This is a genomic window from Verrucosispora sp. WMMA2121, assembly GCF_027460185.1.
In the GTDB taxonomy this organism is placed as follows: Bacteria; Actinomycetota; Actinomycetes; order Mycobacteriales; family Micromonosporaceae; genus Micromonospora; species Micromonospora palythoicola.
Map to the genome: position 1 here is coordinate 382936 of NZ_JAPZBH010000004.1, position 22292 is coordinate 405227.

Below are 22292 nucleotides of genomic sequence, written 5' to 3' on the forward strand. Positions count from 1 at the left end.
CGCACGCCGACCCGGTCCGGCAGTCACACCGGACCGGGCCGGCGCACCGGGATCAGCCGTACGGTGGGCGGGCGTACGCGGCCCGCAGCGCGGCCAGCCCGGTCGACTTCGGGCTGAGGGTGCCCCAGCCGGAGTTGAAGTAGTTCGTCCTGGCGATCAGGGGGCCGCGCTCGGCGTTGAGCCGGGCGATGGCCGGCGGCACGGTGGCGATCCAGGCCGCCTGGTCGGGAATCTCGATGACCCGTACACCCCACTCGGCGATCAGCACCGGACGGGACAACGCGACCGGGCCCAGATCGGCCACCGCCCAGTCCTTGGTGCGCCGGAACCGTTCCAGCGCGGTGTGGCTGGCGTTCGTGGCGTAGACGTTCCACTGGAGGTAGTCCAGCCGGGTCATCAGCGCCTCCGGGTGGGTGCGCCGGAAGCAGTCCCGGTTGAAGCCGCCGACCCCGACCGAGAAGGTGCTGCCCTGCGGCAGCCCCTTGGCCCGGAACCAGTTGACGATGTACGTCACCGCCTGCACCGACCGGGCGTCCGACTCGGCCCAGGTGTACGCCTTGCCGGCCTCCGTGGTGCCGAACTCGTGATCGGTGTCCAGCTCGGAGGCGAGCTGGATGTTCACCCCGAAGCCCATGGTCCGGTACTGCGACAGCGCCCGAGCCAGCAACCCGTCGCACTGCCCGGCGAGAACCTGGCCGTAGCCGTACGCCTTCGGCCAGATCGCGCCGGGCCGTTGCTGGATGGTCATCGCCGGGGCGGGAACCGTGTACCGCACCCCGTCCACGGTGAAGGTCTGCGGCCCGGTGTCGGGCGCGCCGTAGTGCTTCAGTTCGAGCACCATGTTGATCTGCACCCCGGCCCGCCCCAGGGTGATCAGCCAGGGTCGCTCGTAGCCGGGGAAGATGTAGGCGTCGGCGAAGCTGCGGTACTGGGTCAGCGACCGGAAGTTGCCGCCGGCCATGTCGGCGGTCGGATCCGCACCACCGGAGAGGTAGTAGCCGCCGAGCACCGGCGGCAGCACGGTGTAGGCGACGCTGGCGGTGGCGGTCCGACTGGCGGAGTCGCGCACGGTGACGGTCACCCGCGGCATCACGCCACCGCCCGGTAGACAGCCACCGCGCCGTCGTCGGAGACCCGGGACCAGGTACGCCCAGAGTCGTCGGCGACGGTGACGGTGAGCGGGTCGATCACGGCGGTCACCGAGACGGGGGCGCTGCGGTTGCCCTGCGCGTCGGCCACCGTGACCGTCACGGTGAGCCGCTGGTGGTCCGCGTCGCCGTAGTTGACGGTCAGCAGCATCTGCTCGCCGGGTGAGTAGATGGTGGGGTTCATCGAGGCGTTGGCGGTGGGAGCGGCCATGGCAGCTCCTTCCTGGCTTGGTCGTCGCGACCAGCGGTGCAGCTACCGTCGGTGCGGCTGGTCGGCGACGGCGGGCCGGCGCCGGGCGGCGCGGCGGCGCCCCGGCGTTTCCGTGCTGGCGGCCGGCGGGGCGTCACCGCCCCGACTCGGCCGGAGGATCGGATGTGGCCCGCCATCCGCAGCCTCGCTACCTGCTACAACAATGCGTCGGGGCAGGCCACGCCGTCCTGTCCGGTTACGGACATATCGACCATTATGGAGGCGACACGTGAAGTATCTGATGCTGATCTACGGCAACGAGGAGATCTGGGGCAGCCTGCCGGACGGCGACCTGGCCACGTTGATCGGTCAGGTCGACGCCTTCAACGAGGCGTTGCGGGCCTCCGGTGAGTTGGTCGACGTGCAGGGGTTGGTGTCCCGGCCCCGGTCGGTGCGGATCACCGCCGACACTCCGGTGGTGACGGACGGGCCGTACCTGGAGGCCAAGGAGTACGTCGGGTCGTACTTCGTGGTCGACGTCCATGACGAGCAGCGGGCGTTGGAGATCGCCCGGGCCTACCCGGGTCTGCGGTTCGGCACCTCCGGCGGCGGCATCGAGATCTGGCCGCTGATGGCCGGCGACGGAGCGGACCGCTGAGTCTCGACGGGGCCACCGTCGAGCTGCTGCGCCGGCTCGCACCGCAGGTGCTGGCCACGTTGGTGCGCCGGTACGGCGACTTCGGCCGGGCCGAGGACGCCGTGCAGGAGGCGCTCGTCGCCGCCGTGGAGAGGTGGCCGCTCGACGGCGTACCCGAGCAACCGTCGGGCTGGCTGCACACCGTCGCCGCCCGCCGCTACGTCGACCTGGTGCGCACCGAGGTCGCCCGCACCCGCCGCGAACGTACGGCGCTGGACCTCACCCCCCGCGACGCGCTCGTCGTCCCCGCGCCCGACACCGTGCCACCCCGGGACGACCTGCTGGAGTTGTTCCTGCTCTGCTGTCACCCATCGCTGCCCGCGCCCGCCCAACTGGCACTGACCCTGCGTGCGGTGGGTGGGCTCACCACCGCCGAGGTCGCCGCCGCCTTCCTGGTGTCGGAGCGGACCATGGGGCAACGGATCTCGCGGGCGAAGCTGCGCCTGCGGGCGGCGGGTGCCCGGTTCGCACCGCCACCGACGGCGGAACGCAAGGCCCGGCTGGCCGTCGTACGCCAGGTGCTGTACCTGATGTTCAACGAGGGATACAGCGCCAGCAGCGGCCCTCAACTGCGCCGCGCCGAGCTGACCGGGCAGGCACTGCGGTTGACGCGCCGGCTGCACGAGCAACTGCCCGACGACGCCGAGACGACCGGCCTGCTCGCGCTGATGCTGCTCACCGAGGCCCGAGCGGCGGCCAGGGTCGACCGGGACGGCGATCTGGTGCCGCTGGCGGAGCAGGACCGCCAGTTGTGGGATCGGGTGGCGATCGCCGAGGGTTGTGCACTTGTCGAACGGAGTCTGGCCGCCGCGCCACCGGGGCCGTACCGGGTCCAGGCCGCCATCGCGGCGGTGCACGCCGAGGCGCCGAGCGCCGAGGCCACCGACTGGCCCCAGGTGCTCGCCCTGTACGAGGTGCTGGAGCACCTCGCACCCAACCCGGTGGTCACGCTGAACCGGGCGGTGGCGGTGGGCATGGTGCACGGGCCCGTCGCCGGGCTGGCCCTGCTCTGCGAGGTGGAGTCGGGGCCGTTGGCCGGGCACCACCGACTGCACGCCGTCCGCGCCCACCTGCTGGAACTCGCCGACGACCGGCCCGCCGCGGCCGCGCAGTGGCGGGCAGCGGCGCAGCACGCCGGCAGCGACCCCGAGCGGCGGTACCTGCTGCGCCGAGCCGCCACCGCGAGTGACCCGGACCGTCCACCATGTGAACCAGGTCACCTTCGGGGTCGGTAGAAGCGTGCCGTACCGCTCCGATCCACAGGTGGATCGGCACCCACGGTGGGTGCCGTCGCACCCGGGAGGAACAGCACATGACGAAGGTGACCGCCCAACTGTCGGTGTCGCTGGACGGCTGCTACGCCGGCCCGCAGCACGACGGCGTGGGCGACTGGCTGCGGTCGGCGGAGAGCCACGGCTTCTTCCGGGTGACCCGGTGGGCCACCGAGGCGATGGCGTGGCGCGAACGGCAGGGTTTCGCCGGCGGCCGGCACGACGCCGACTCCGAGATCATCGCCGAGTCGTTCGCCGCGGCCGGCGCGTACGTGATGGGTCGCCGGATGGCCGACGGCGGCGAGGTGCCGTGGGGCGACGAACCACCGTTCCGCGCTCCGGTCTTCGTGGTGACCCACCGGCCCCGCCCGACGTTGCACCGCCAGGGTGGCACCAGCTTCACCTACGTCACCGACGGGCTGGCCAGCGCGGTGGCCCAGGCCCGGGCCGCAGCCGGTGACCGGAACGTCGCGGTGGCCGGCGGGGGCAGCCTGGTCCGGCAGGTGCTGCGGGCGGGTCTGCTCGACGAACTGGAGTTGCACGTGGTGCCGGTCGTCCTCGGTGCCGGGCTCCGACTCTTCGACGACCTGGCTCTCGACGACTTCGAGGCGATCGAGCTGACCCCCGAACGGGTACTCGCCAGCCCGCACGTCACCCACGTCCGGTACGCGGTGCAGGGTCGCGCCCCGCTGGTCCTCGACGACCGCGGCCGCGGCACCGGCACCCCGTAGGCCGTGCCGTCGGCCGGTGGCGCCGTCAGCGGGTGGCGAGGAAGCTGAGCACCTCGGACCACCCGTCGCGGCGGGCGGCGGCGTCACCGGCCCGGGAGCCGCCGTGGATCTGCTCGCCGGTGCGGCCCTGGTGCACCGTCTTCGACGGCAGGTACGGGAAGGTGCCCACGCCGTGACCGGCCTCCGGGTAGAGCAGCACCCGGTGGGGTGGACCACCGAGGGCCAGCACCAGCTCGGCGGCGTAGGTCGGCGCGTCCCAGAGCAGGTCGTCCGCCCTGGCGATGGCCAGTACCGGTCCGTCGATCCGGTCGACGGGTATCGGGCCGCTCGGTACCGGCCGGCCACGGTAGGTCCAGGCGGGCGCTCCGGTGTACGGGTAGCCGAGGTGGACGATGCTGCTCGGGGCGTAGGCGACGACGGCGCCTACCAGGTCAGGGCGCTGTTGCGCCAACAGCAACGCGGCCTCGGTGCCGCGCGAGTAGCTCATCACCGCCACCTCGCCACCGGCGTGCGAGGCGAGACGTTCGGCGGCGGTGACGAAGTACTCCAGCGGGATGTCGTGCAGGCTGTCCGGCAGCCCCGGCGCGCCGAAGTAGCCCAGGCACAGCACCGGGTGCCCGCGGGAGGCGAGCAGCGGCGCGTCGTACAGCCCGCCGACGCCGCCCTCCGAGCCACCGAACCACAACACCCCGCGCCGTCGCGGCACATCCGGCGGCGGCAGGACGAGCAACCCGTGAACCCCGTCGGCCGCCCGGGTCAGCTCGGTGAAGGAGACCGGACCCGCCGTCCAGTCCCGTCGCACGGTGACGGTGGCGGGCGCCCGCCCGCCACGCGAGGCCGACAGCCGGACCGGGAAGTCGCGCCGTACGTGCGGCCAGACCGGTGCGAAGTAGGAGGCGTCGCCGTCCAGCGGATCCATCGACCAGAACAGACCCATCGGGTCGACACCCGAGTAGGAGCCGTGCACCGGTGCGTCCCGCGACACGTCCACCACACCGTCGGCGTCGGCCACGAACGTCGCCGCCGCGCGCCACCGACGCCCCGCGTGATCCCGGGCCTCGGCGGCGATCTCCGCCCGTTCCCTCGCGGCCAGCCCACTCACCCGTACCCGCAGCGGCTGGTCGACGAGCGCCACGGCCGGCGTCACGTCCAGCCGCAGGCGCGGCGCGCCGCCCCTGCCCCGATCGCCGACGAGGAGGGTCGCGACCACCAGCCCCACCAGGACGGCGGGCAGGATCCGGGACGTTCTCGACCAACGCGGCATCGACCACACCGTATGTGCGGCTGTCCACCCCCACGACGGGTGCTATTCGGCGAGGATCGCACGGAGGCGGGCCCGGCATTCGGCCACGAACGCCGGGTAGCTGTGCTGGTAGTACGCGATGCCGCTGGCGGCCACGGCGATCGCCCAGGCGCGGGCGCGTAGCCAGGTGGAGTCGTCCACGTCGACGGCGTCGCGGTAGGCGTGGCGGGCCTCGGGCGGCAGATCCCACACCGGGGCGTGCTCGGCGTCGGGCAGGCCGACCGACAGGCCACCGAAGTCGATGACCGCGTGCAGTCTGCCGTGTCGGACCAGGAGGTTCGTGGGCCTGAGATCGCCGTGCAGCCACACCTGCGGTCCGGACGGTTCGGGCCGGGCGAGCCCCGCCTGCCACATCCGTTCCAGGGTGTCGACGTCGATCTGCGCGCCGACGATGGTCCGGCAGTCGGCGAGGGCTCGGCCGATCCAGTCGGCACAGGGCCGCAGGTGTCCGCCCCGGTACCAGCTCAGGTCGCCCGTACCGGTCGCCCCCATGAGGTCGACGCCGTGCAGCTCCCGCACCACCCCCGCCAGGTCGGTGCCGAAGGCCGCCCAGTCCGAGACGGTCTGCGGCCCCGCCTCCTCGCCGTCGATCCACCGGTAGACCGACCAGGGAAGCGGGAAGGCGCTGGCGGGAACGCCGGTGTGCAGCGGTTCCGGGATCCGGAAGCCGAGCCGGGGGGCCAGCCGGGGCAGCCAGCGCTGTTCCTTGCGCAGCGACGGCGCCTTCTCGGCGGTGCGCGGCAGCCGTACGAGCAGGTCGGCGCCGAGGCGGTACATCGTGTTGTCGGTGCCCGCGCCCGCCAGGGACAGCGGCAGATGCGCCCACTGTGGACATTGCTGCGTCACCAACGCACTGACGACATCCTCGTCGACCGGAATCTCACCCTGGTGCAGCGGCACACCGAGATCCTCGCGCCGGACGCGCGGGTGGGCCACCCAATTCTCGACGCTGCGGGCGGCGTCGCCGGCCACCCGGTCGGACCGGTGCCGGGCACCCGTCCCGTCGGTTGTAGGCAAGCCGACTGTGACCTTGACCGATACCCGGAACAGTGGAAAAAGCATCGACTACCACCGATTGGAGTGGCCCATGTCTCTCCGACTCCGTCACCTCTGCGCCGCCCTGGCCATGGTGCTGGCCGCGACGCTGGCGGTCCCCGGCGCACCGGCCGCCGCCGCCACCGCCGACCGCTTCGGATTCGCGTACGTCGCCGATCCCACCGTGCCGGTCTGGACACCGCTGCCCGCGGCGTACCAGTTCGGCAGTTGGGCTGCGGGCCCGGTGGCCACCGGCGGCAAGGTCGCCCCCGGCCGTTTTCTGGTGCGGTTTCCGAACATCGGACTGGGCGCCCGTGGCAACGCCCATGTCACCGCCGTGGCCAGGGACGGCCGGTTCTGCCAGCTCGTGCGGTGGGGCAGTTCGGGCGCCGACGAGATCGTCGACGTGCAGTGCTTCCGACCCGGCGGAACCCCGACCGACACCCCGTTCACGGTGTTGTGGACGGTGAGTTCCGGCGTCCTGCCGGCCGGCGTCGGGGCGTACGCCTCGGCGCAGGTGTTGTCGAACGTCCTCGCGCAGTCGTACAACTCGGCCGGCGCACCCGTCACCGTCGCCAACGTCGGCGTGGGCATCTACGCGCTGCGCTTCCTGGCGGTCGGCACGGCCGGCACGCTCTCCGGGAACGTGCAGGTGACCGCCCAGCAGCCGAACGCCCAACCACGCCGCTGCAAGATCCTTCGCTGGGGCGCGACCGGCCCGGACGTGCTGGTCTACGTCGCCTGCCACGATCCGGCCACCGGTGCTTTGATGAACAGCGACTTCACCGCCTCGTTCCATCGGGAGCGCTCGGTCTACGCGTCGTTCGGCCCACCGAAGTACTTCGGGTACCTCGCGACGCCCTTCGTCGGTCCGACGAACTACTCCCACCCGCTCGGTGTGGGCGCGAACGGCTTCGGTCCCACGGGTCTCGGCACCTACACGGTCAAGTTCCCGGCCCTGCACGAGAAGAGCACCACGGCGCAGGTGACCGCGATCGGTGACGACCCCTCGTACTGCACCATCCAGTCCCGATGGGCGCAGTTCGGCAGCGACGCGGTGCTGCCGGTCTCCTGCTTCAGCAACGCCGGCCGGCCGCAGGACAGCGAGTTCAGCTCGACCTTCTCGTCGAGCGTCTGAGCCCGGCGGTCCCCGCCCAGAGCACGCTGGGCGGGGACCGGCGGCGGGTGCGACGCGGCGGCGTCTCAGGACCCGGCCGGGTGCTCGCCGGGCAGGTCCGAGGCGGCGACCCGCAGCGCGGCGACGCTCGCGGCCACCGCGGGATGGCCACCCGCACCCTGCCGGTAGGCGATCCGGGTACGCCGTCGGATGGTGAGCGGGACCAGAGTCACCCCGGCCGGCGGCCGCCCGACAGCCAGTTGCGGCACCAGACCGACACCCTGACCGGCGGCGACCAGGGCGAGCACGGCGGTGAAGTCGTCCGCGTGGTGACGCACCGTCGGGCGGAAGCCGGCCAGTTCACACGCGTGCAGGGTCACCGAGTGACAGAGCGTGCCCGGGCTGCCCACGATCCAGTCCGCGTCGCGTACCGAGCGCATCGGGTCGCCGGTGAGGTTCCGGTCCGCCCCGACGGCCAGGTGGACCGTCTCCTCCAGCAGTGGCACCGAGTCCAGGGCCGGGCCCGCCTCGACGGGCACGATGTCGTAGTCGTGCACGAGCGCCACGTCGAGGCGGCGGTCGCGCAGCGCGTCGGGCACCGCGACCGGGTCCAACTCGGTGACCATCAGGTCGAGCGCGGGATGGTCACGGCCGAGCGCGACCAGGGCGGGCAGCAGCAGGGTACGCACCGCACTGGGGTACGCGCCGATGCGTACCGTGCCGCAGAGCCCGCCCCGCGCGGCGACGAGAGTCGCGTCGGCCGCCTCCAGCGCGGCGAGGACGACCTCGGCGTGCCGGACCAGCGCCACCCCGGTGGGGGTCAGGGCGACCCGCCGACCGGCCCGCTCCAGCAGCGTCACACCGGCCTCCCGTTGCAGCGCGGCGAGTTGCTGGGAGACGGCGGACGGGGTGTAGGTGTGCGCCTCGGCCACGGCGGCGATGGTGCCGAGGTGGGAAAGATCCCGCAGCAGGCGCAGGCGACGGACGTCAAGCATCAGTTCAGCTTACGCATTTGGTGAGTAATCGGAGCTGGTGCTTCACCTTCTTCGGTCGGAGGCTGAAGGCATGACACCAGCCGGTCTCTACGTACCCATGATCACCCCGTTCGACGAGAGCGGCGCGATCGCACTCGACGCACTGCGCGCACTCTCCCGAGAGGTGCTGACCGCCGGCGCGGCCGGTCTGGTCGCCCTCGGCACCACCGCCGAGCCGCACGCCCTCGACGCCGCCGAGCAGCAGCTGGTGGTCGACGCGATCGCCGCGATCTGTCGGGAGCACCGGGCCGGTCTCCTGGTCGGCGCGCACACCGCGCCGGAGCTGCGGGCACTCGCCGGGCGACCCGAGGTCACCGCGGCGCTCTGCCTGGTCCCGCCGTTCCTGCGCCCCGGCGAGGAGGCGGTACTCACGCACTACGCCCGGCTGGCCGAGGAATCACCGGTGCCGCTGGTCGCGTACCACGTTCCGTACCGCACCGGGCAGCAGCTGGGCGCCGACACGTTGCGCCGCCTCGCCGGGCTGCCCGGCCTGGCGGGTGTCAAGCACGCCGTCGGCGGCATCGACGCCGACACGATCGCCCTGCTCGCCGACCCGCCGTCCGACTTCGCGGTGCTCTGCGGCGAGGACGCGTACGTCTCGCCGCTGCTCGCCCTCGGCGCGGCCGGCGGGATCCTCGCCTCCGCGCATCTCGCCACCGCCGACTATGCCCACCTGGTCGCGGCCTGGCGGTCCGGCGACGTCGCCCGGGCCCGGCCGCTCGGCCACCGGCTCGCCACCCTCTCGGCCGCGCTGTTCGCCGAACCCAACCCCGCAGTGGTCAAGGCGGTCCTGCACGCCCAGGGCCGGATCCCGACACCGCTCGTCCGCCCTCCGCTGCTGCCCGCCACCCCGGCGGCCACCGCCCGGGCGCTGACCTGCCTGGCCGGGGCGTCGGACGAACCGGCGTGCGGGACCGCCGACGATCCTCAGTGAAAATCTTCCGCCGGCATGTCGAGAAGCCGGGCCGTGCTCCGTCCCTGCTACGAACGCGGCCAGAATGGCCCGTAGTTGACAAGGAGCATCCGATGGCCAAGTACCTGTTGCTCAAGCACTACCGTGGCGGCCCGACTCCGCTGCACGACGTGCCGATGGACCAGTGGACGCCCGAGGAGATCTCGGCCCACGTGCAGTACATGCGCGACTTCGCGGCTCGACTCGAAGACACCGGCGAGTTCGTCGAGGGACAGGCGCTCTCCCCGGAGGGCACGTTCGTCCGCTACGACGGCGAGGGACGACCGCCGGTCACCGACGGCCCGTTCGCGGAGACCAAGGATCTGATCGCCGGCTGGATGGTGATCGACGTCGACAGCTACGACCGGGCGCTGGAGCTGGCCGGCGAGCTGTCGGCGGCGCCGGGTGCCGGTGGGAAGCCGCTGCACGAGTGGCTCGAGGTGCGGCCGTTCCTCACCGAGCCGCCGACCATCTCGGAGTGACGCACGGTGGATGAGGCCGTCCTACGGACCCTTACTCCCGCCGTGATCGGCATCCTCGTCCGTCGCGGAGTCGACTTCGCGACGGCCGAGGATGCCGTGCAGGACGCGCTGGTCGAGGCCGTCCGGGCATGGCCGACGGACCCGCCGCGCGACCCCAAGGGCTGGCTGGTGGCCGTGTCCTGGCGAAAGTTCCTCGACGTGGCCCGCTCGGACACCGCACGGCGCCGGCGCGAGGCCCAGGTGGAGGTGGAGCCCGCGCCCGGACCGGGCGGGCCGATCGACGACACGCTCGCGCTCTACTTCCTGTGCGCGCATCCGTCGTTGACCCCGGCCTCGGCGGTGGCGCTGACCCTGCGGGCGGTCGGCGGCCTGACCACCCGGCAGATCGCCCGGGCCTACCTGGTGCCGGAGACGACAATGGCGCAGCGGATCAGCCGGGCCAAGCGGACCGTCAGTGGCGTCCGGTTCAACCAGCCCGGGGACGTCGGGACTGTGCTGCGCGTGCTCTACCTGGTCTTCAACGAGGGCTACTCCGGCGATGTCGACCTCGCCGCGGAGGCGATCCGACTCACCCGCCAGTTGGCGGCCAGGATCCGACACGCGGAGGTGGCGGGTCTGCTCGCGCTCATGCTGCTGCACCACGCCCGCCGGGCGGCGCGAACCACCGCCGACGGCCGCCTGGTGCCGCTGGCCGAGCAGGACCGGGGCCGCTGGGATACCCGGCTCATCGCCGAGGGTGTGCAGATACTTCAGAACGCCCTGGCCCGCGACCGCCTGGGCGAGTTCCAGGCGCAGGCCGCCATCGCCGCGCTGCACACCGACGCCCGCACCGCCGAGGAGACCGACTGGGTGCAGATCGTCGAGTGGTACGACGAACTGGTCCGCCTCACCGACAGCCCGGTGGCCCGCCTCAACCGGGCGGTCGCGGTCGGCGAGGCCGACGGAGCACGAGCCGGCCTGGCCGCCCTGGCGGACCTCGACCCCGCCCTGCCCCGGTACGCCGCTGTCGCCGCGTACCTGCACGAGCGGGACGGCGACCTGGTCACCTCGGCACGGCTCTACGCCGAGGCCGCCCGATCGGCGCCCAGCCTTCCCGAGGTCGAACACCTCACGCGGCAGGCCGCCCGGCTCAACGCGCTGCTGCGCCGGTAGGTGGTGCATCCGCCGCGTTGGGCCACCGAGAGCAATGCCTTCTTCACGATCGTTCCTTGAGGATCCGGGCGATGTCCCCGTTTCCTGCCGCCGCCGGCAGGGTGCCAGCCATTCGCCCGATTGCGGACGGCTTCCGGTGTGCCCATGCTCAGGCCAGTCGGGGAGGTCGTCGACGGGCCGTCGGATCGTCGAGGTGGTCCACGACGGGATTCGGGGAGTTCGGGTGGAGACCGGTTCCATCATCGGGGCCACAGGGCTGTTCTGCCTGGCGGCGGTGTTGATGATCGGCTGGGCGCTGAGCGCCTACAACCGTCTGGTCCGCCAACGCAACCAGGTGCAGGCGTCGTGGGCGCAGATCGACGTCCAACTCAAGCGTCGGTACGACCTCGTGCCCAACCTGGTCGAGACGGTCAAGGGCTACGCGGCGCACGAACGCGGCACGTTGGAGGCGGTGCTGGCCGCCCGTGCCGGCGCGATGGCCGCCGCCGTCACGCCCGGGGTGGCCGTCCGCGCGGGAGCCGAGGAGGTGCTGACCCGAACGCTCGGCCGGCTCCTCGCGCTCGCCGAGGCATACCCGGACCTCAAGGCCAACCAGAACTTCGCGGCCCTGCACAGCGAACTGACCCGGACCGAGGACAAGATCGCCTACGCCCGGCAGTTCTACAACAGCGCTGTTCAGACGTACAACACCAGTGTGCAGTCCGCACCGATCAACCTCATCGCCGGCCTGGGCGGTTTCCGCACCATGAACTACTTCGAGGCGCTCGACGGTGAACGCGCCGCCGTCCAGGTGCGCTCCTGACGGGAGTGGGCCCGGTGGATCTCCGACTGCTTCTCGATCTGGCCGCGAGCGCGTTCGCAGTCGGGGCCTGGTTCGGCGCGTACGGCCTGGTCCGCGCCGTCACCCGACCGGCCGGTCCGGCGCCCGCGCCGGCCACCATGGAACTCGGGAACGAACCACCCGCCGTGGTCAGTCTGCTGGTCAACCGGTGGTCGGTGACCGAGGACGCGGCCGAGTCGACTCTGCTCGATCTTGCCGCCCGTGGCTTCCTCGAGTTACGCCAGCCCGACGACGATCCGACGCGGACCACCCTGCACCTGCCGTCGAGCCCGCCCGACGACGGGGAACTGCGGCCGTACGAGCGGCGGGTGCTCGACCGGGTACGCGGGCTGGCGGTCGACGGCGTCGTACCCGTGACCGCGCTGACCTTCCGCGACCGGGCGCAGGCGCAGGTATGGAACAGACGGCTGCGAGCGCAGGTCGTCGCGGACGCCCGGGCCGCCGGGCTGTCGCGGCGGCGCTTCGGCCCCGCCGTGACCAGCCTGTTGACCGCCGCCGCCGGGGTCGTCGCGGTGGTCGTCGTGGTGATGTTGTGGCGCTACGGGAGCTTGCACAGTACCGACGGAAACCCGGCTGTCGGAGCCGGAGTCGTCGTCTTCGCCGTACTCACCGCCATCGCGGGACTGTCACCGGGCGAGCGCGACACGCCACGCGGCCGCCAGGTGGCCGCACACTGGCTCGGAGTGCGGGACTGGCTGCGTGGACACGAGCAGTTCGACGAACTGCCTCCGGCGTCGGTGGCGATCTGGGACCGCTACCTGGGCTACGGGGCGGCCGTCGGCGCCACCCGCCGGACCAGCGCCCTGCTCGACCTCGGGATGGGCGACCGGAAACTGGTCTGGTCCTCGCTCGGTGGCAGGTGGCACCGGGTCCGGGTACGGTACCCGCGCTTCTCCCTCCGTTACGGTCAGACGGTGCCGAAGCTGCTGCTGCGCGCGGCGATCAGCGTCGCGGTGGGCGCCTTCCTGCTGAAGGTCTTCGGCCCCGACCTCGATCTCGGGCCCACATCGGACGATCAGCCGCAGCGGATCGTCACGTTCGTGACCGCCGGCCTCGTCGTCGTGGGCCTGATACTGCTGGTGCTCGGTGGCCACACGTTGGTGCGCGGTGTCGCGGACCTCGTCACGGAGCGGACCGTCACCGGCGAGGTGCTGTGGCTGGAGGTGTGGCGCACGACGAACCAGGGTGAGGACCGGCCGGCCCGACCGTGGCTGCACTACCTGGCGGTGGACGACGGCACCGGCGACCGCACCACCGCCTGGGGCCTGCCCAGCCGGTGGGCCGGTGACTGCCGCGACGGGGACGTCGTCACCATCCGGGTCCGCCCGTGGACCAGGCGAGTGGTCGCCTTCGCGGTCGTCGGTCACGGCCGGTCCCGACGGCTGGTCGAGCCGCTCGGCACCGACCAGCGCCGCACCTCGGCGACGGAGTACGGTGGCCCGGCCGGACGTCCCCCGGCAGCCGCTCAGGGCAGCGGGACGACGTAGGACTCTAGGCGACGAAGTAGGGCGGATGGTCGAGCGGGAGATCCTGACGGGCGGCGGCGTCAACGAGGTCATTCGGATCGGCGACATGGTGCGTCGACCCACCGGCCCTTGGTCCGCCCGGGTTCACGACCTGCTGCGGCAGCTCGCCGCCCAGGGCTTCACGGCGGCACCCCGCGTACGCGACACGAGCGAGCCCGGGTTCGAGCTACTCGATTTCCTGCCGGGCGAGGTGTCGAACTATCCGCCGACCCCCGCGGCGGCCTCGATCGACGCGTTGGAGAGCGCCGCCGCGCTGCTACGGGCTTACCACGACGCGACGGCCGAGTACGCGCGGCGAGCACCGCGCGACGGCTGGCAGGTGGCGGCGACCGAGCCGGTCGAGGTCATCTGTCACGGCGACTACGCCCCGCACAACTGCGTGCTCGACGGCAACCGCGTCGTGGGCATCATCGACTTCGACCATGCCCAGCCCGGGCCCCGGATCTGGGACGTCGCCTACGCGGCCTACCGCTGGGTGCCGATGACCGCACCGGAGAACACCGACGGCTTCGGAACCACCGAGGAACAGGCCGCCCGGCTGCGCACGTTCTGCGACCGGTACGGGCTGGACGACAACGCACGAGCCGACCTGGTGGACATCACCGTGGCCCGGCTGCACGCACTTGTCGAATTCATGCACACCCAGGCAGCCGCCGGCAACACCGCCTTCGCCGGTCATCTCGCGGATGGACACCACATCCAGTACCTCAACGACGCGAGGTACGTACGCGCGCAACGCCTGGTCTTCGAACGTGCCCTGCTTCGCGGCCGACCGGGTGACCTGCGTGACGAGGGCCGCCGCCGTAGCGACGATCGGCGGTCGGGCCACCACTGACCGTTCGGCCGGACTCACCCGTCGAGTGGCCGGAGCACGCGAAAAGGCGGCGCCGCATCCACTGTGGACGTGACGCCGCCTTTCTGCGCTCGGCTAGCTGATCTTCTTGCGGTAGATCGCTGTCGCGCCGAGGTACGCGACCACGAGCAGCCCGACGCACCAACCGAGGGCGATCCACAGGTCGTTGCCGACGGGTTCCTGGGCGAACAGCGCGCGGAGCGTGTTCACGATGGACGTGACGGGCTGGTTCTCGGCGAACCACGCGACCGGGCCGGGCATCGAGTCGGTGGGGACGAACGCCGAGCTGATGAAGGGCAGGAAGATCAGCGGGTAGCTGAAGCCGCTCGCGCCGTCGATGGTCTTGGCGGTCAGGCCCGGCATCACGGCGATCCAGCTGAGGGCGAGGGTGAACAGGATCAGGATGCCGGCGGCGGCCAGCCAGTCGACCACGGACGCGCTGGTGCGGAAGCCCATGATCAGCGCGACGCCGATGACGATCACGAGCGAGGCCAGGTTGGCGATGAGCGAGGTCAGGACGTGCGCCCAGAGCACGGAGGGACGCGAGATCGGCATCGACTGGAAGCGCTCGAAGATGCCGCCCTGCATGTCCAGGAACAGCCGGTACGCGGTGTAGGCGATGCCGGACGCGATGGTGATGAGCAGGATGCCGGGGAGCATGTAGTTGATGTACGACTCACCGGTGCCGGTGTTGATGGCTCCGCCCAGCACGTACACGAAGAGCAGCAGCAGCGCGATCGGGGTGATCGCGGTGGTGATGATGGTGTCCGGGCTGCGGAGGATGTGACGCAGGGAGCGGCCGGTGAGGGTTCCGGTGTCGCTGAGGGCGTGGGCGGTCATCGGGATTCCTCTCCTGTGGGCGTGGCCGGCTGGTCGGCGGTGTCACTGGTTTCGCCAACGAGGACGAGGAAGACGTCCTCGAGGCTCGGCTGCTTCTCGATGTACTCGACCTTGGCGGCCGGGAGGAGTTGCTTCAGCTCGGTGAGGGTGCCGTTCTGGATGATCGTGCCCTTGTGCAGGATCGCGATCCGGTCGGCGAGTTGCTCGGCCTCGTCGAGGTACTGCGTGGTCAGCAGGATGGTCGTGCCACCTTCGGCGAGCTGCTTCACCGTCTGCCAGACCTCGATGCGGGCCTGCGGGTCGAGGCCGGTGGTCGGCTCGTCGAGGAAGACGACCGGCGGGTTGCCGACCAGGCTCATCGCGATGTCGAGCCGGCGGCGCATACCGCCGGAGTACGTGCCCGCCTTGCGGTTCCCGGCATCGGTGAGCGAGAAGCGGGCGAGCAGATCGTCGGCGATCGCGCCCGGGTCCTTCAGGTGACGGAGCTTCGCGACCAGGATCAGATTCTCCCGGCCGGTGAGCACCTCGTCGACCGCGGCGAACTGGCCGGTCAGGCTGATCGACTTGCGTACCTCGGCCGGCGCCGAGGAGACGTCGAACCCCTGGACGGTGGCGGTGCCGCTGTCCGCCTTCAGCAACGTCGACAGGATCCGCACCAGCGTGGTCTTGCCGGCGCCGTTCGAGCCGAGCAATGCGAAGATGCTCCCCGCCGCCACGTCGAAGTCGACGCCCCGCAGCACGTGCAGGTCCTTGAAGGACTTGGTGATGGCCTGCACCCTGATCGCTGGTTCGCGAGCCGTGGTGGTCATTCGCTCTTCTCCTCACCGTTGTTGTGGTCAGCAGCGTCGATCGCCTTCCGCAGGCGCTCGCGCTCCTTGTCAATCCACTGCCTGCCGGCGTACGCCTGCAGGAACGTCTCGGCGAACTCGACCGGGTCGTCGCCGACGATCGCGCGGACCGGCGTTCCGTCGGCGACGGCGCGCTCCCAGAGGTCGACGAAGTCGCCGAGCATGGTGGTGAGCGTGTCGCCGTCGAGAATCGCGCCGTGGTACATGAAGTACCGGTGCAGCGCCTTGGCCGCGCCGCGATAGGGCTCCGGCAGGGCCTCGATCCGGGCCATGAGGGCCCGGTACTGCTTCTTCTGCTCGAGCGACCCGACGAGTGTCTCGATCCACTTCGCGGCCATGCTCATGCTCCCTGGTCGTGTTGGTTGCCGTTGTGGTGAAGTTGCTCGATGCGGTCCGCGAGGACGCGCCACGTCCTCCAGAACTCGGTGAGTTGCTCGCGCCCCTTCGCGTTGAGCGTGTACACCTTCCGTGGGGGGCCCTTCTCGGAGGGGACCTTCGCCACGTCCACGAACCCACGCTGCTCGATGCGGACGAGCAACGCGTAGATGGTGCCTTCCGCGATGTCCGAGAATCCGCGGTCGCGCAGCCACGCGGTGATCTCGTAGCCGTACGCGGACTCCCGCGCCAGAATCGCCAGGACGATGCCTTCGAGCGTGCCCTTCAGCATCTCCGTCATCTGGTTGCCCACACCATCGCCCCCTCGCTACCAAGCGTCGCTGACTACCAGTAGACAGTAACACTAGGTACCGGTAGATAGCAACGCTGAATACCGAGGGGTTTCGGGGCGGTGGGACTCGACGCCGCAGTCCGCGCGTGGACCGCCGTCGCCACGGGTTGTTTCCTCGGACTCGGCCGGCGAAGCCCTCACGAGTCTGGGCCTGCCGCGTAAGTGTCGACTGCGCCTCGACGGAGACGACGTTGCGATCAAGCCGGACCTCCTGGTCAGAGCCCAGTGCGCAATCGATCGAGTCGGCGACCACACCGCCGCCCACTTCATCGAAGATTATTGCAGCTAGATCAGCGGTGGTGGAGGACCCGAACCACCATGTGGACCTTGCCTTTCCAGACGCCGGAGAAGGGCGAAAGGTCCGCCGTTCCGGCAGCTCCGCGACCGCCGCACAGGGCAGTGATCCAGCAGGCGCTCGGTGGCCGAGGCCGGGTGCCGCGCCGTGCGGCGCCGCCGGGCACAATTGGCCCGTGGACGACGTCGAGACGAGATCGAGTTCACCCTCCGAGGCAAGAAGCACGTCGTACGGGCCGGCTCCACGATCAACATTCCGGCCAACGCGCCGCACAACTTTCGCAAGACCTCAGGTGCACCGGCCCGCATGCTCTACATGTGCACCCTGGCCAGACGCGGGCCGCTCACCCGCCTGCTCCTAGCCGCTGACCCGCTGCAACAACGCCACCAGGGCGTAGACCACTCCGACCCACGCAGCCACCTGCCCTGCGCGGAAAAAGGCAGTGCCGGCGAGAAGGAATTTCATTCTCGCGGCCTTCTCAGCTTCGTCGGGGTTCATGGCGATCTCTCCACGTCTCGGCGCTCCGAGGCTGATCCTTCATCATCTGGCTCGCGATGGGAACGGCCTGATGTTGATGAACCACCCCTACGTCACCGGGAGCCCTACCTGGTCCCGAGCATGAGCCCCAAGCCGAACAGGAGAAGACCGAGGATGGTGGATGCAATGGTGACCGCATTCCACCCTGAAAACGTCCGGCGCGCCCAGTCCTCGAAATCAGATCTCACCAGCTGAGCAAAGCACCCCGACCCGAACGTCGCAAAGGTTGTCAACGCTGGCTGAACTCTTGGCTCCTCTGCTTCGGCCGAATGTTGACCTCTCGCCCGCCGTTGAACAGGGAAAACGGCTGGTGGCGCGGGCGGGACTCGCAGCCGCGACTACAGCCACTTGAACCACTCATGGCGTCGCACCACAAGCGGCACCACGCGCTCTATGCCGGTCCGTCGATCCGTGAGAATCTTAATCCCTCGCGTGACCGCACGGCTACCTACGGTTATCTCCGCTGGAGGCGCGAATGGCCCAGATGTCGCTCTTCGGTCCCAGTGGGGCCGGACCTGACCCGAAGCCGACCGACGACCGCACTGTACGGCTACAGCTCCTGATAACTGTTAAGGCTGCGCCCAACCCCTCAGAGAGGTACGGAGAGACCGTCTGCGTAGCGGGGCTGCGGACGGACGTGCTGAAACCGACGTGGGTGCGCCTCTACCCGATCAACTTCCGCCATCTGGACAGCGACGAGGCGTTCAAGAAGTACGACATCGTCTCCGTTGACGTCAAGCCGGCACGGCAGGACCAGCGGCGCGAAAGCTGGAAGCCGATCATGGAGCGGTTCCAGAAGGAGCGCCATCTCGACGGCTGGAGGTCGCGACGGCCGTTGCTTGACCCAGCTGTAGAGGATTCGATGTGCCGCCTCAACCGCGACGCCCAGGAACGCGCTGACGCGCAATCGCTGGCACTCGTGCGCCCCAAGGAGGTTCGCGGCCTCAAGGTCACGCCGCACCCCGGCTGGAGCGCTGACGAGCAGCGCAAGATTGAGGCTTACGCGAGTCAGCCCGACCTCTTCAGCGGCCGGAGCAGGTTCCCGCTACAGGCGCCACGCTTCAAGGCGGCGTACCACTACCGCTGCCACGAGCCTGGGTGCCACGGACACAAGCAGCACGTCATCGACTGGGAGCTGGTAGCGCTACAGCGTCGGCTCGCCGGCTACTCGGATGCCGCGCTGCGGGAAGCTCTGGAGGCCAAGTTTCTGCGGGAGATGTGTGCGCCGAATCGTGACGTCGCCTTCTACGTCGGCAACCAGGCCAAGCGCGTGCACGTCTTCAGCGTGCTGGGCGTGTACTGGCCGAAACGATAGGCATCCGGCGTTCGATGGCGCCTATCACGACCTGGCGGTGACAGCGACGCTCATCCGCCTCGAAACAGAGCAGCGCCACCAGCTCGCGTTGCGCCGTCTCCGCGAGCGCGTCGAGCGCCGCCAGTGACTCAGAGTGCTCCAGCCGAGAGGCGTACACCGCCCGCGCGGATCGCAACTCTTCGGGGTTGCCACCAAACCCAGGGCGGTTCTCCTTCGGGTTACCAAGCTCCCGGCGATGCTCGTATGCGATGCCCTGCGTCGCGAGCGCCTGACCGAGGGCCGACTTGCTGAAGCCGCGCTTGCGCGAAATCGGCGTCATCCGGATATCAACTAGGCGTGTGACGCCCATGTCCGCGAGGCCGTTCACGAACTCATCGATGGAGCGACCCTCGTAGCCGACACCCAGGATACCGGCCCGGTGACTTACGGCTAAGGCGCTCATCGGGACACCCTTTCATGACTCGTCGGCCAAGACCATCGGAACGGCCGAGAAATGCGCCACCCTTAACACCCGCGAGCGGTGGCGACCGCAGTTGGCGACGGGTCGATCCGAGTACTCTCGCCCCCGCAGACCGCGGTCCTCTTGTGTACTGGTCGCGGACCGCGCTGGTGAGGTGTCCACTAACGTCGCCCCAGCACGTCTTCTCGCGCGACGTCCTGTGCGGTGTGACTCTCAGGGAGGCTGGCGTGGTCTGGATTGGCCCGGCGGGTGAGAGGGAGACGAAGGTGCCTGACCTTGTCGGCCTGACCGTCGAGGCCGCATCGCAGGTCGCTACGGATCATCATGTGAGAATGACCAGCGGTGATCCGGACGGGCCGCCGCTGAGTGAGTTGACCTCATCGGGCGTATGGCTCATCACAGGCCAGGAGCCGGCAGCCGGGACGACGATGCGCCGCTATGGCTCGATGGTGGTCGCCGTTGAGGAGGTTCCGGACAACCTGGCCGGCGACCGTGAACCGCGCCGCCCGTCACCTCGTCTGGACGGTCTCGGTGCCGAACTGGAGCCGGCCACAGACAGTAATTCAACCCGGTAGACGTTCGTGGCAACCCACCAGCCGTCAGCCTTCGGTTCGGTGAGTCGGTTCGCGTCGCAGGACAGGCACCCTGCGAAGATCGATGCTGCTGTCGGCCGGCGTCGGTGACAGCCGTGCACCTGTTCGCCCCGTCGGTCGCTGTAGCTCGTCACTCTCCGTAGGCCGGTTCAGCTGTACGGATGGCTGCGAAGCCAAGCCGACGACCGAGCACCGGAGCCAGCGTCGGACTTCGGCCATTAGAGGTTCGCATGGCGGCTGCGGCAAGGCCAGGAACCGCAGGTCAGTTGAATGCGTGGGCCGGAGGTACCGCCATGCGAACCAGCCGCCGACCGGGCGTCAGGCCGTGCGGGCGCCAGCCCGCAGGCGTTCGATGGTGAGGTCGAGAACGGCCTCGAGGTGATCGATCTTCCCGGTGGAGAGCAGCAGCAGTACGCCGCCCTGAATGCCGGCCAGCAGCGCCGCTGCGGCGCGGTCGGCGTCCACCTCGGCGGCGATGTCCCCGGTCGACTGCATATGCCGGATGCCCTCGGTGATCGCCGCCTGCCAGCGCCACATGAGCCCGGTCACGATGGCCTGGGCGCCCGGCGCGCGCCGGCCGGTCTGACCGAGCAGACCGTTGAGCGGGCACTTAACTCCCTGCGCGAGGTAGCGCTCGATGAGCCGGTCGCGCCACGCCAGCCAGGCCGGCCAGGAGGTCAGGTTGCTGAGCATCGGCTCCTGGTCGATGAGGACCTGGTCGGCCTCGTGCTGGGCCACCGCGAGCAGCAACTCCTCCTTGCCACCGGGGAAGTAGTGGAAAAGTTGACCCTTGCTGGTGCCGGTCTGGGCCATCACGTCCTCAAGGCGTACCTCATCGACGCCGCGCTCCCGAATTTCGGCGGCCGCGCCGACGACGATCCGCGCCCGGGTCGCCTCGCCCTTGCGGGTCAACGCCCGTGTCATTGGGACCTCCTGGTCTGCATCTGCGGGTCCAACCCTAGCTCAGGTTTGGACTTGCAGGTCCATTTTTAGCGAGCAAAGGTCTGGACACGCGGTCCGCACCCGGGCCGACACCATGATCGGGAGGACGCAACGATGAACCACTACTACCTGCTCGGGCGGTCCGGTCTGCGAGTCAGTCGGCTGGCGCTGGGCACCATGAACTTCGGCGTCGACGGTTTCCATGCCGCGTACGGCAAGCTCGAGGAGGAGGCCGAGCCGATCTTCCGCCGATACCTGGAGGCGGGCGGGAACTTCATCGACACGGCGGACTTCTACACCGCCGGGGAGAGCGAGAAGATCCTCGGCCGCCTGATCGACCAGGCCGGCGACCGCGAGCGGCTCGTGCTCACCAGCAAGTTCACCAACACCGTCGACCCGACCGACCCGAACGCCAGCGGCAACGGCCGCAAGCACATCATGCGGGCCGTGGAGGCGTCGCTGCGTCGGCTCGGCACCGACTACATCGATCTGTACCTGCTGCACACCTGGGACCGGATCACCCCGGTCGAGGAGGTCGTGCACACCCTCGACGACCTGGTGCGCGCCGGCAAGATCCGGTACGCCGGCCTCTCCGACGTGCCCGCCTGGTACGCGGCCCGGGCGCAGAGCTACGCCGAGGCGCACGGCCTGGCCCCGATGATCAATCTGCAGCTCCCCTACTCCCTGGTCGGCCGGGGCATTGAGGCGGAGTACGTGGCGATGGCCCAGACCGTCGGCATGGGGCTGACCGCGTGGAGCCCGATCGCCAGCGGCCTGCTCAGCGGCAAGTACCGGCGCACCGGCGACGGCCTGAGCGGGACCGGCCGGTTGACCAATCCCGAGGCCGGAGGTCGCGCGGTCAGCCCCAGCGAATGGCAGGTCATCGAGGCCCTGGAGAGCGTGGCCGCCGAGCTGGGTCGCAGCATGGCCCAGGTCGCGATCAACTGGGTCGCCACCCAGCCAGCCGTCGCCTCGGTGATCATCGGGGCGAGCAGCGCCGAGCAGGTCGGCAGCAACTTCGAGGCGCTCGACTTCGAGATTCCCGCCGACGCCCGTCGCCGCCTCGACGAGGCCAGCGCCCCGATCCTCGGCATGCCGTACGGCATGTTCACCCCGCAGTACCAGTCCTGGGTGGTGAGCCCCGGCCTCGGCGTCGGCGACAAGCCGGCCGGCTACGCCCCGCCGGTGTTCAACGGCGCCGCTCAACCCACCAAGTGAAGGAACCTGACATGACACAGAGCAACGACACCCTTTTTTCGTGAGTTCGTCGAGGCGTTCAACACCAAGGACGCGGACCGCCTCGCGCCCTACCTGCACCCCGACGGCAAGATCGCCGCCCGGCGCGACCACAACAACCCGCAGTACGCCAGCAAGCTCGTCAGCGGCTGACCCGCCCGCGCGAC

Annotated in this window: 25 protein-coding genes and 1 pseudogene; 14 read left to right on the forward strand and 12 right to left on the reverse strand. The window is 70.4% G+C overall.

Going from position 1 to position 22292, the window contains the following annotated elements:
• Window positions 1-52: 52 nt before the first annotated feature.
• Together O7605_RS02365 and O7605_RS02370 are read right to left on the reverse strand one after the other, a co-directional pair.
• Complete coding sequence (locus O7605_RS02365; protein ID WP_269737690.1) at window positions 53-1090, reverse strand: hypothetical protein; 1038 nt, start codon at window positions 1088-1090, stop codon at window positions 53-55.
• Window positions 1090-1359, reverse strand: a complete 270-nt coding sequence (locus O7605_RS02370; protein ID WP_269737691.1) for a hypothetical protein — start codon at window positions 1357-1359, stop codon at window positions 1090-1092. Before O7605_RS02370 ends, O7605_RS02365 begins: the two co-directional genes overlap by 1 nt.
• A 268-nt stretch (window positions 1360-1627) precedes the next feature.
• Here O7605_RS02370 and O7605_RS02375 point away from each other — a divergent pair, with 268 nt between their 5' ends.
• The 3 genes from O7605_RS02375 to O7605_RS02385 all read left to right on the forward strand — a co-directional run bounded on the left by O7605_RS02375 (window position 1628) and on the right by O7605_RS02385 (window position 4037).
• The gene (locus tag O7605_RS02375; protein ID WP_269737692.1) at window positions 1628-1996 is read left to right on the forward strand and encodes a YciI family protein; all 369 of its coding nucleotides are present in this window, start codon (window positions 1628-1630) and stop codon (window positions 1994-1996) included.
• On the forward strand, window positions 1993-3270 hold the full coding sequence (locus tag O7605_RS02380; RefSeq protein WP_269738681.1) for an RNA polymerase sigma factor: 1278 nt from the start codon (window positions 1993-1995) through the stop codon (window positions 3268-3270). The genes O7605_RS02375 and O7605_RS02380 overlap by 4 nt, the downstream gene beginning before the upstream one ends.
• A 77-nt stretch (window positions 3271-3347) precedes the next feature.
• On the forward strand, window positions 3348-4037 hold the full coding sequence (locus O7605_RS02385) for a dihydrofolate reductase family protein (protein WP_269737693.1): 690 nt from the start codon (window positions 3348-3350) through the stop codon (window positions 4035-4037).
• A 25-nt stretch (window positions 4038-4062) separates the two neighbouring features.
• Here the strand turns inward: O7605_RS02385 and O7605_RS02390 are convergent, their stop codons facing one another.
• Entirely contained in the window at window positions 4063-5301 is a 1239-nt protein-coding gene (locus tag O7605_RS02390; protein ID WP_269737694.1) for an acyl-CoA thioesterase/bile acid-CoA:amino acid N-acyltransferase family protein, read from the reverse strand.
• Window positions 5302-5343: 42 nt separating this feature from the next.
• Window positions 5344-6240, reverse strand: coding sequence for an aminoglycoside phosphotransferase family protein (locus O7605_RS02395; RefSeq protein ID WP_269738682.1), 897 nt, complete (start codon window positions 6238-6240; stop codon window positions 5344-5346).
• Window positions 6241-6427: 187 nt separating this feature from the next.
• Here O7605_RS02395 and O7605_RS02400 point away from each other — a divergent pair, with 187 nt between their 5' ends.
• Complete coding sequence (locus O7605_RS02400; RefSeq protein WP_269737695.1) at window positions 6428-7513, forward strand: hypothetical protein; 1086 nt, start codon at window positions 6428-6430, stop codon at window positions 7511-7513.
• A gap of 65 nt (window positions 7514-7578) precedes the next feature.
• On the opposite strand, the gene O7605_RS02405 is transcribed toward O7605_RS02400, so the two are convergent.
• Window positions 7579-8487 (reverse strand): LysR family transcriptional regulator, encoded by a 909-nt coding sequence (locus O7605_RS02405; RefSeq protein ID WP_269737696.1) that lies wholly within the window; start codon window positions 8485-8487, stop codon window positions 7579-7581.
• A gap of 70 nt (window positions 8488-8557) precedes the next feature.
• Here O7605_RS02405 and O7605_RS02410 point away from each other — a divergent pair, with 70 nt between their 5' ends.
• The 6 genes from O7605_RS02410 (at window position 8558) to O7605_RS02435 (ending at window position 14314) form a co-directional block, all read left to right on the forward strand.
• Window positions 8558-9460: a dihydrodipicolinate synthase family protein gene (locus O7605_RS02410; RefSeq protein ID WP_269737697.1), complete on the forward strand. Its 903-nt coding sequence runs from the start codon at window positions 8558-8560 to the stop codon at window positions 9458-9460.
• Window positions 9461-9552: 92 nt separating this feature from the next.
• Window positions 9553-9960 (forward strand): YciI family protein, encoded by a 408-nt coding sequence (locus O7605_RS02415; protein WP_269737698.1) that lies wholly within the window; start codon window positions 9553-9555, stop codon window positions 9958-9960.
• 6 nt (window positions 9961-9966) lie between these two features.
• Window positions 9967-11112: an RNA polymerase sigma factor gene (locus O7605_RS02420; protein WP_269737699.1), complete on the forward strand. Its 1146-nt coding sequence runs from the start codon at window positions 9967-9969 to the stop codon at window positions 11110-11112.
• A 223-nt stretch (window positions 11113-11335) separates the two neighbouring features.
• Window positions 11336-11914, forward strand: a complete 579-nt coding sequence (locus tag O7605_RS02425) for a LemA family protein (RefSeq protein ID WP_269737700.1) — start codon at window positions 11336-11338, stop codon at window positions 11912-11914.
• Between the two features lie 14 nt (window positions 11915-11928).
• The gene (locus tag O7605_RS02430; RefSeq protein ID WP_269737701.1) at window positions 11929-13440 is read left to right on the forward strand and encodes a DUF2207 family protein; all 1512 of its coding nucleotides are present in this window, start codon (window positions 11929-11931) and stop codon (window positions 13438-13440) included.
• Window positions 13441-13465: 25 nt separating this feature from the next.
• On the forward strand, window positions 13466-14314 hold the full coding sequence (locus O7605_RS02435; protein ID WP_269737702.1) for an aminoglycoside phosphotransferase family protein: 849 nt from the start codon (window positions 13466-13468) through the stop codon (window positions 14312-14314).
• 93 nt (window positions 14315-14407) lie between these two features.
• On the opposite strand, the gene O7605_RS02440 is transcribed toward O7605_RS02435, so the two are convergent.
• From O7605_RS02440 to O7605_RS02455, 4 genes are read right to left on the reverse strand one after another with little or no spacing between them, the layout of a single operon-like run.
• The gene (locus O7605_RS02440) at window positions 14408-15172 is read right to left on the reverse strand and encodes an ABC transporter permease (protein WP_269737703.1); all 765 of its coding nucleotides are present in this window, start codon (window positions 15170-15172) and stop codon (window positions 14408-14410) included.
• The gene (locus O7605_RS02445; protein ID WP_269737704.1) at window positions 15169-15981 is read right to left on the reverse strand and encodes an ABC transporter ATP-binding protein; all 813 of its coding nucleotides are present in this window, start codon (window positions 15979-15981) and stop codon (window positions 15169-15171) included. Before O7605_RS02445 ends, O7605_RS02440 begins: the two co-directional genes overlap by 4 nt.
• Window positions 15978-16358: a DUF1048 domain-containing protein gene (locus O7605_RS02450; RefSeq protein WP_269737705.1), complete on the reverse strand. Its 381-nt coding sequence runs from the start codon at window positions 16356-16358 to the stop codon at window positions 15978-15980. The genes O7605_RS02445 and O7605_RS02450 overlap by 4 nt, the downstream gene beginning before the upstream one ends.
• 2 nt (window positions 16359-16360) lie before the next feature.
• Complete coding sequence (locus O7605_RS02455; protein WP_269737706.1) at window positions 16361-16696, reverse strand: PadR family transcriptional regulator; 336 nt, start codon at window positions 16694-16696, stop codon at window positions 16361-16363.
• 493 nt (window positions 16697-17189) lie between these two features.
• On the opposite strand from O7605_RS02455, the pseudogene O7605_RS02460 reads away from it, so the two are divergent.
• Window positions 17190-17345 (forward strand): annotated as a pseudogene (locus tag O7605_RS02460) (cupin domain-containing protein); the annotation flags it as partial.
• Between the two features lie 54 nt (window positions 17346-17399).
• On the opposite strand, the gene O7605_RS02465 reads toward O7605_RS02460, so the two are convergent.
• Complete coding sequence (locus tag O7605_RS02465; protein ID WP_269738764.1) at window positions 17400-17540, reverse strand: hypothetical protein; 141 nt, start codon at window positions 17538-17540, stop codon at window positions 17400-17402.
• Window positions 17541-18054: 514 nt separating this feature from the next.
• On the opposite strand from O7605_RS02465, the gene O7605_RS02470 reads away from it, so the two are divergent.
• Window positions 18055-18894, forward strand: coding sequence for a hypothetical protein (locus O7605_RS02470; RefSeq protein ID WP_269737707.1), 840 nt, complete (start codon window positions 18055-18057; stop codon window positions 18892-18894).
• Here the strand turns inward: O7605_RS02470 and O7605_RS02475 are convergent.
• Window positions 18860-19336, reverse strand: coding sequence for a DUF488 domain-containing protein (locus O7605_RS02475; protein ID WP_269737708.1), 477 nt, complete (start codon window positions 19334-19336; stop codon window positions 18860-18862). The genes O7605_RS02470 and O7605_RS02475 overlap by 35 nt on opposite strands.
• Before the next feature lie 284 nt (window positions 19337-19620).
• Between O7605_RS02475 and O7605_RS02480 the strand changes: the two genes are divergently transcribed.
• On the forward strand, window positions 19621-19929 hold the full coding sequence (locus O7605_RS02480; RefSeq protein ID WP_269737709.1) for a PASTA domain-containing protein: 309 nt from the start codon (window positions 19621-19623) through the stop codon (window positions 19927-19929).
• Window positions 19930-20265: 336 nt separating this feature from the next.
• Here O7605_RS02480 and O7605_RS02485 read toward each other — a convergent pair whose 3' ends face one another.
• Window positions 20266-20871, reverse strand: coding sequence for a TetR/AcrR family transcriptional regulator (locus O7605_RS02485; RefSeq protein ID WP_269737710.1), 606 nt, complete (start codon window positions 20869-20871; stop codon window positions 20266-20268).
• A 132-nt stretch (window positions 20872-21003) separates the two neighbouring features.
• On the opposite strand from O7605_RS02485, the gene O7605_RS02490 reads away from it, so the two are divergent.
• Window positions 21004-22107, forward strand: coding sequence for an aldo/keto reductase (locus tag O7605_RS02490; RefSeq protein ID WP_269737711.1), 1104 nt, complete (start codon window positions 21004-21006; stop codon window positions 22105-22107).
• Window positions 22108-22292: the final 185 nt, after the last annotated feature.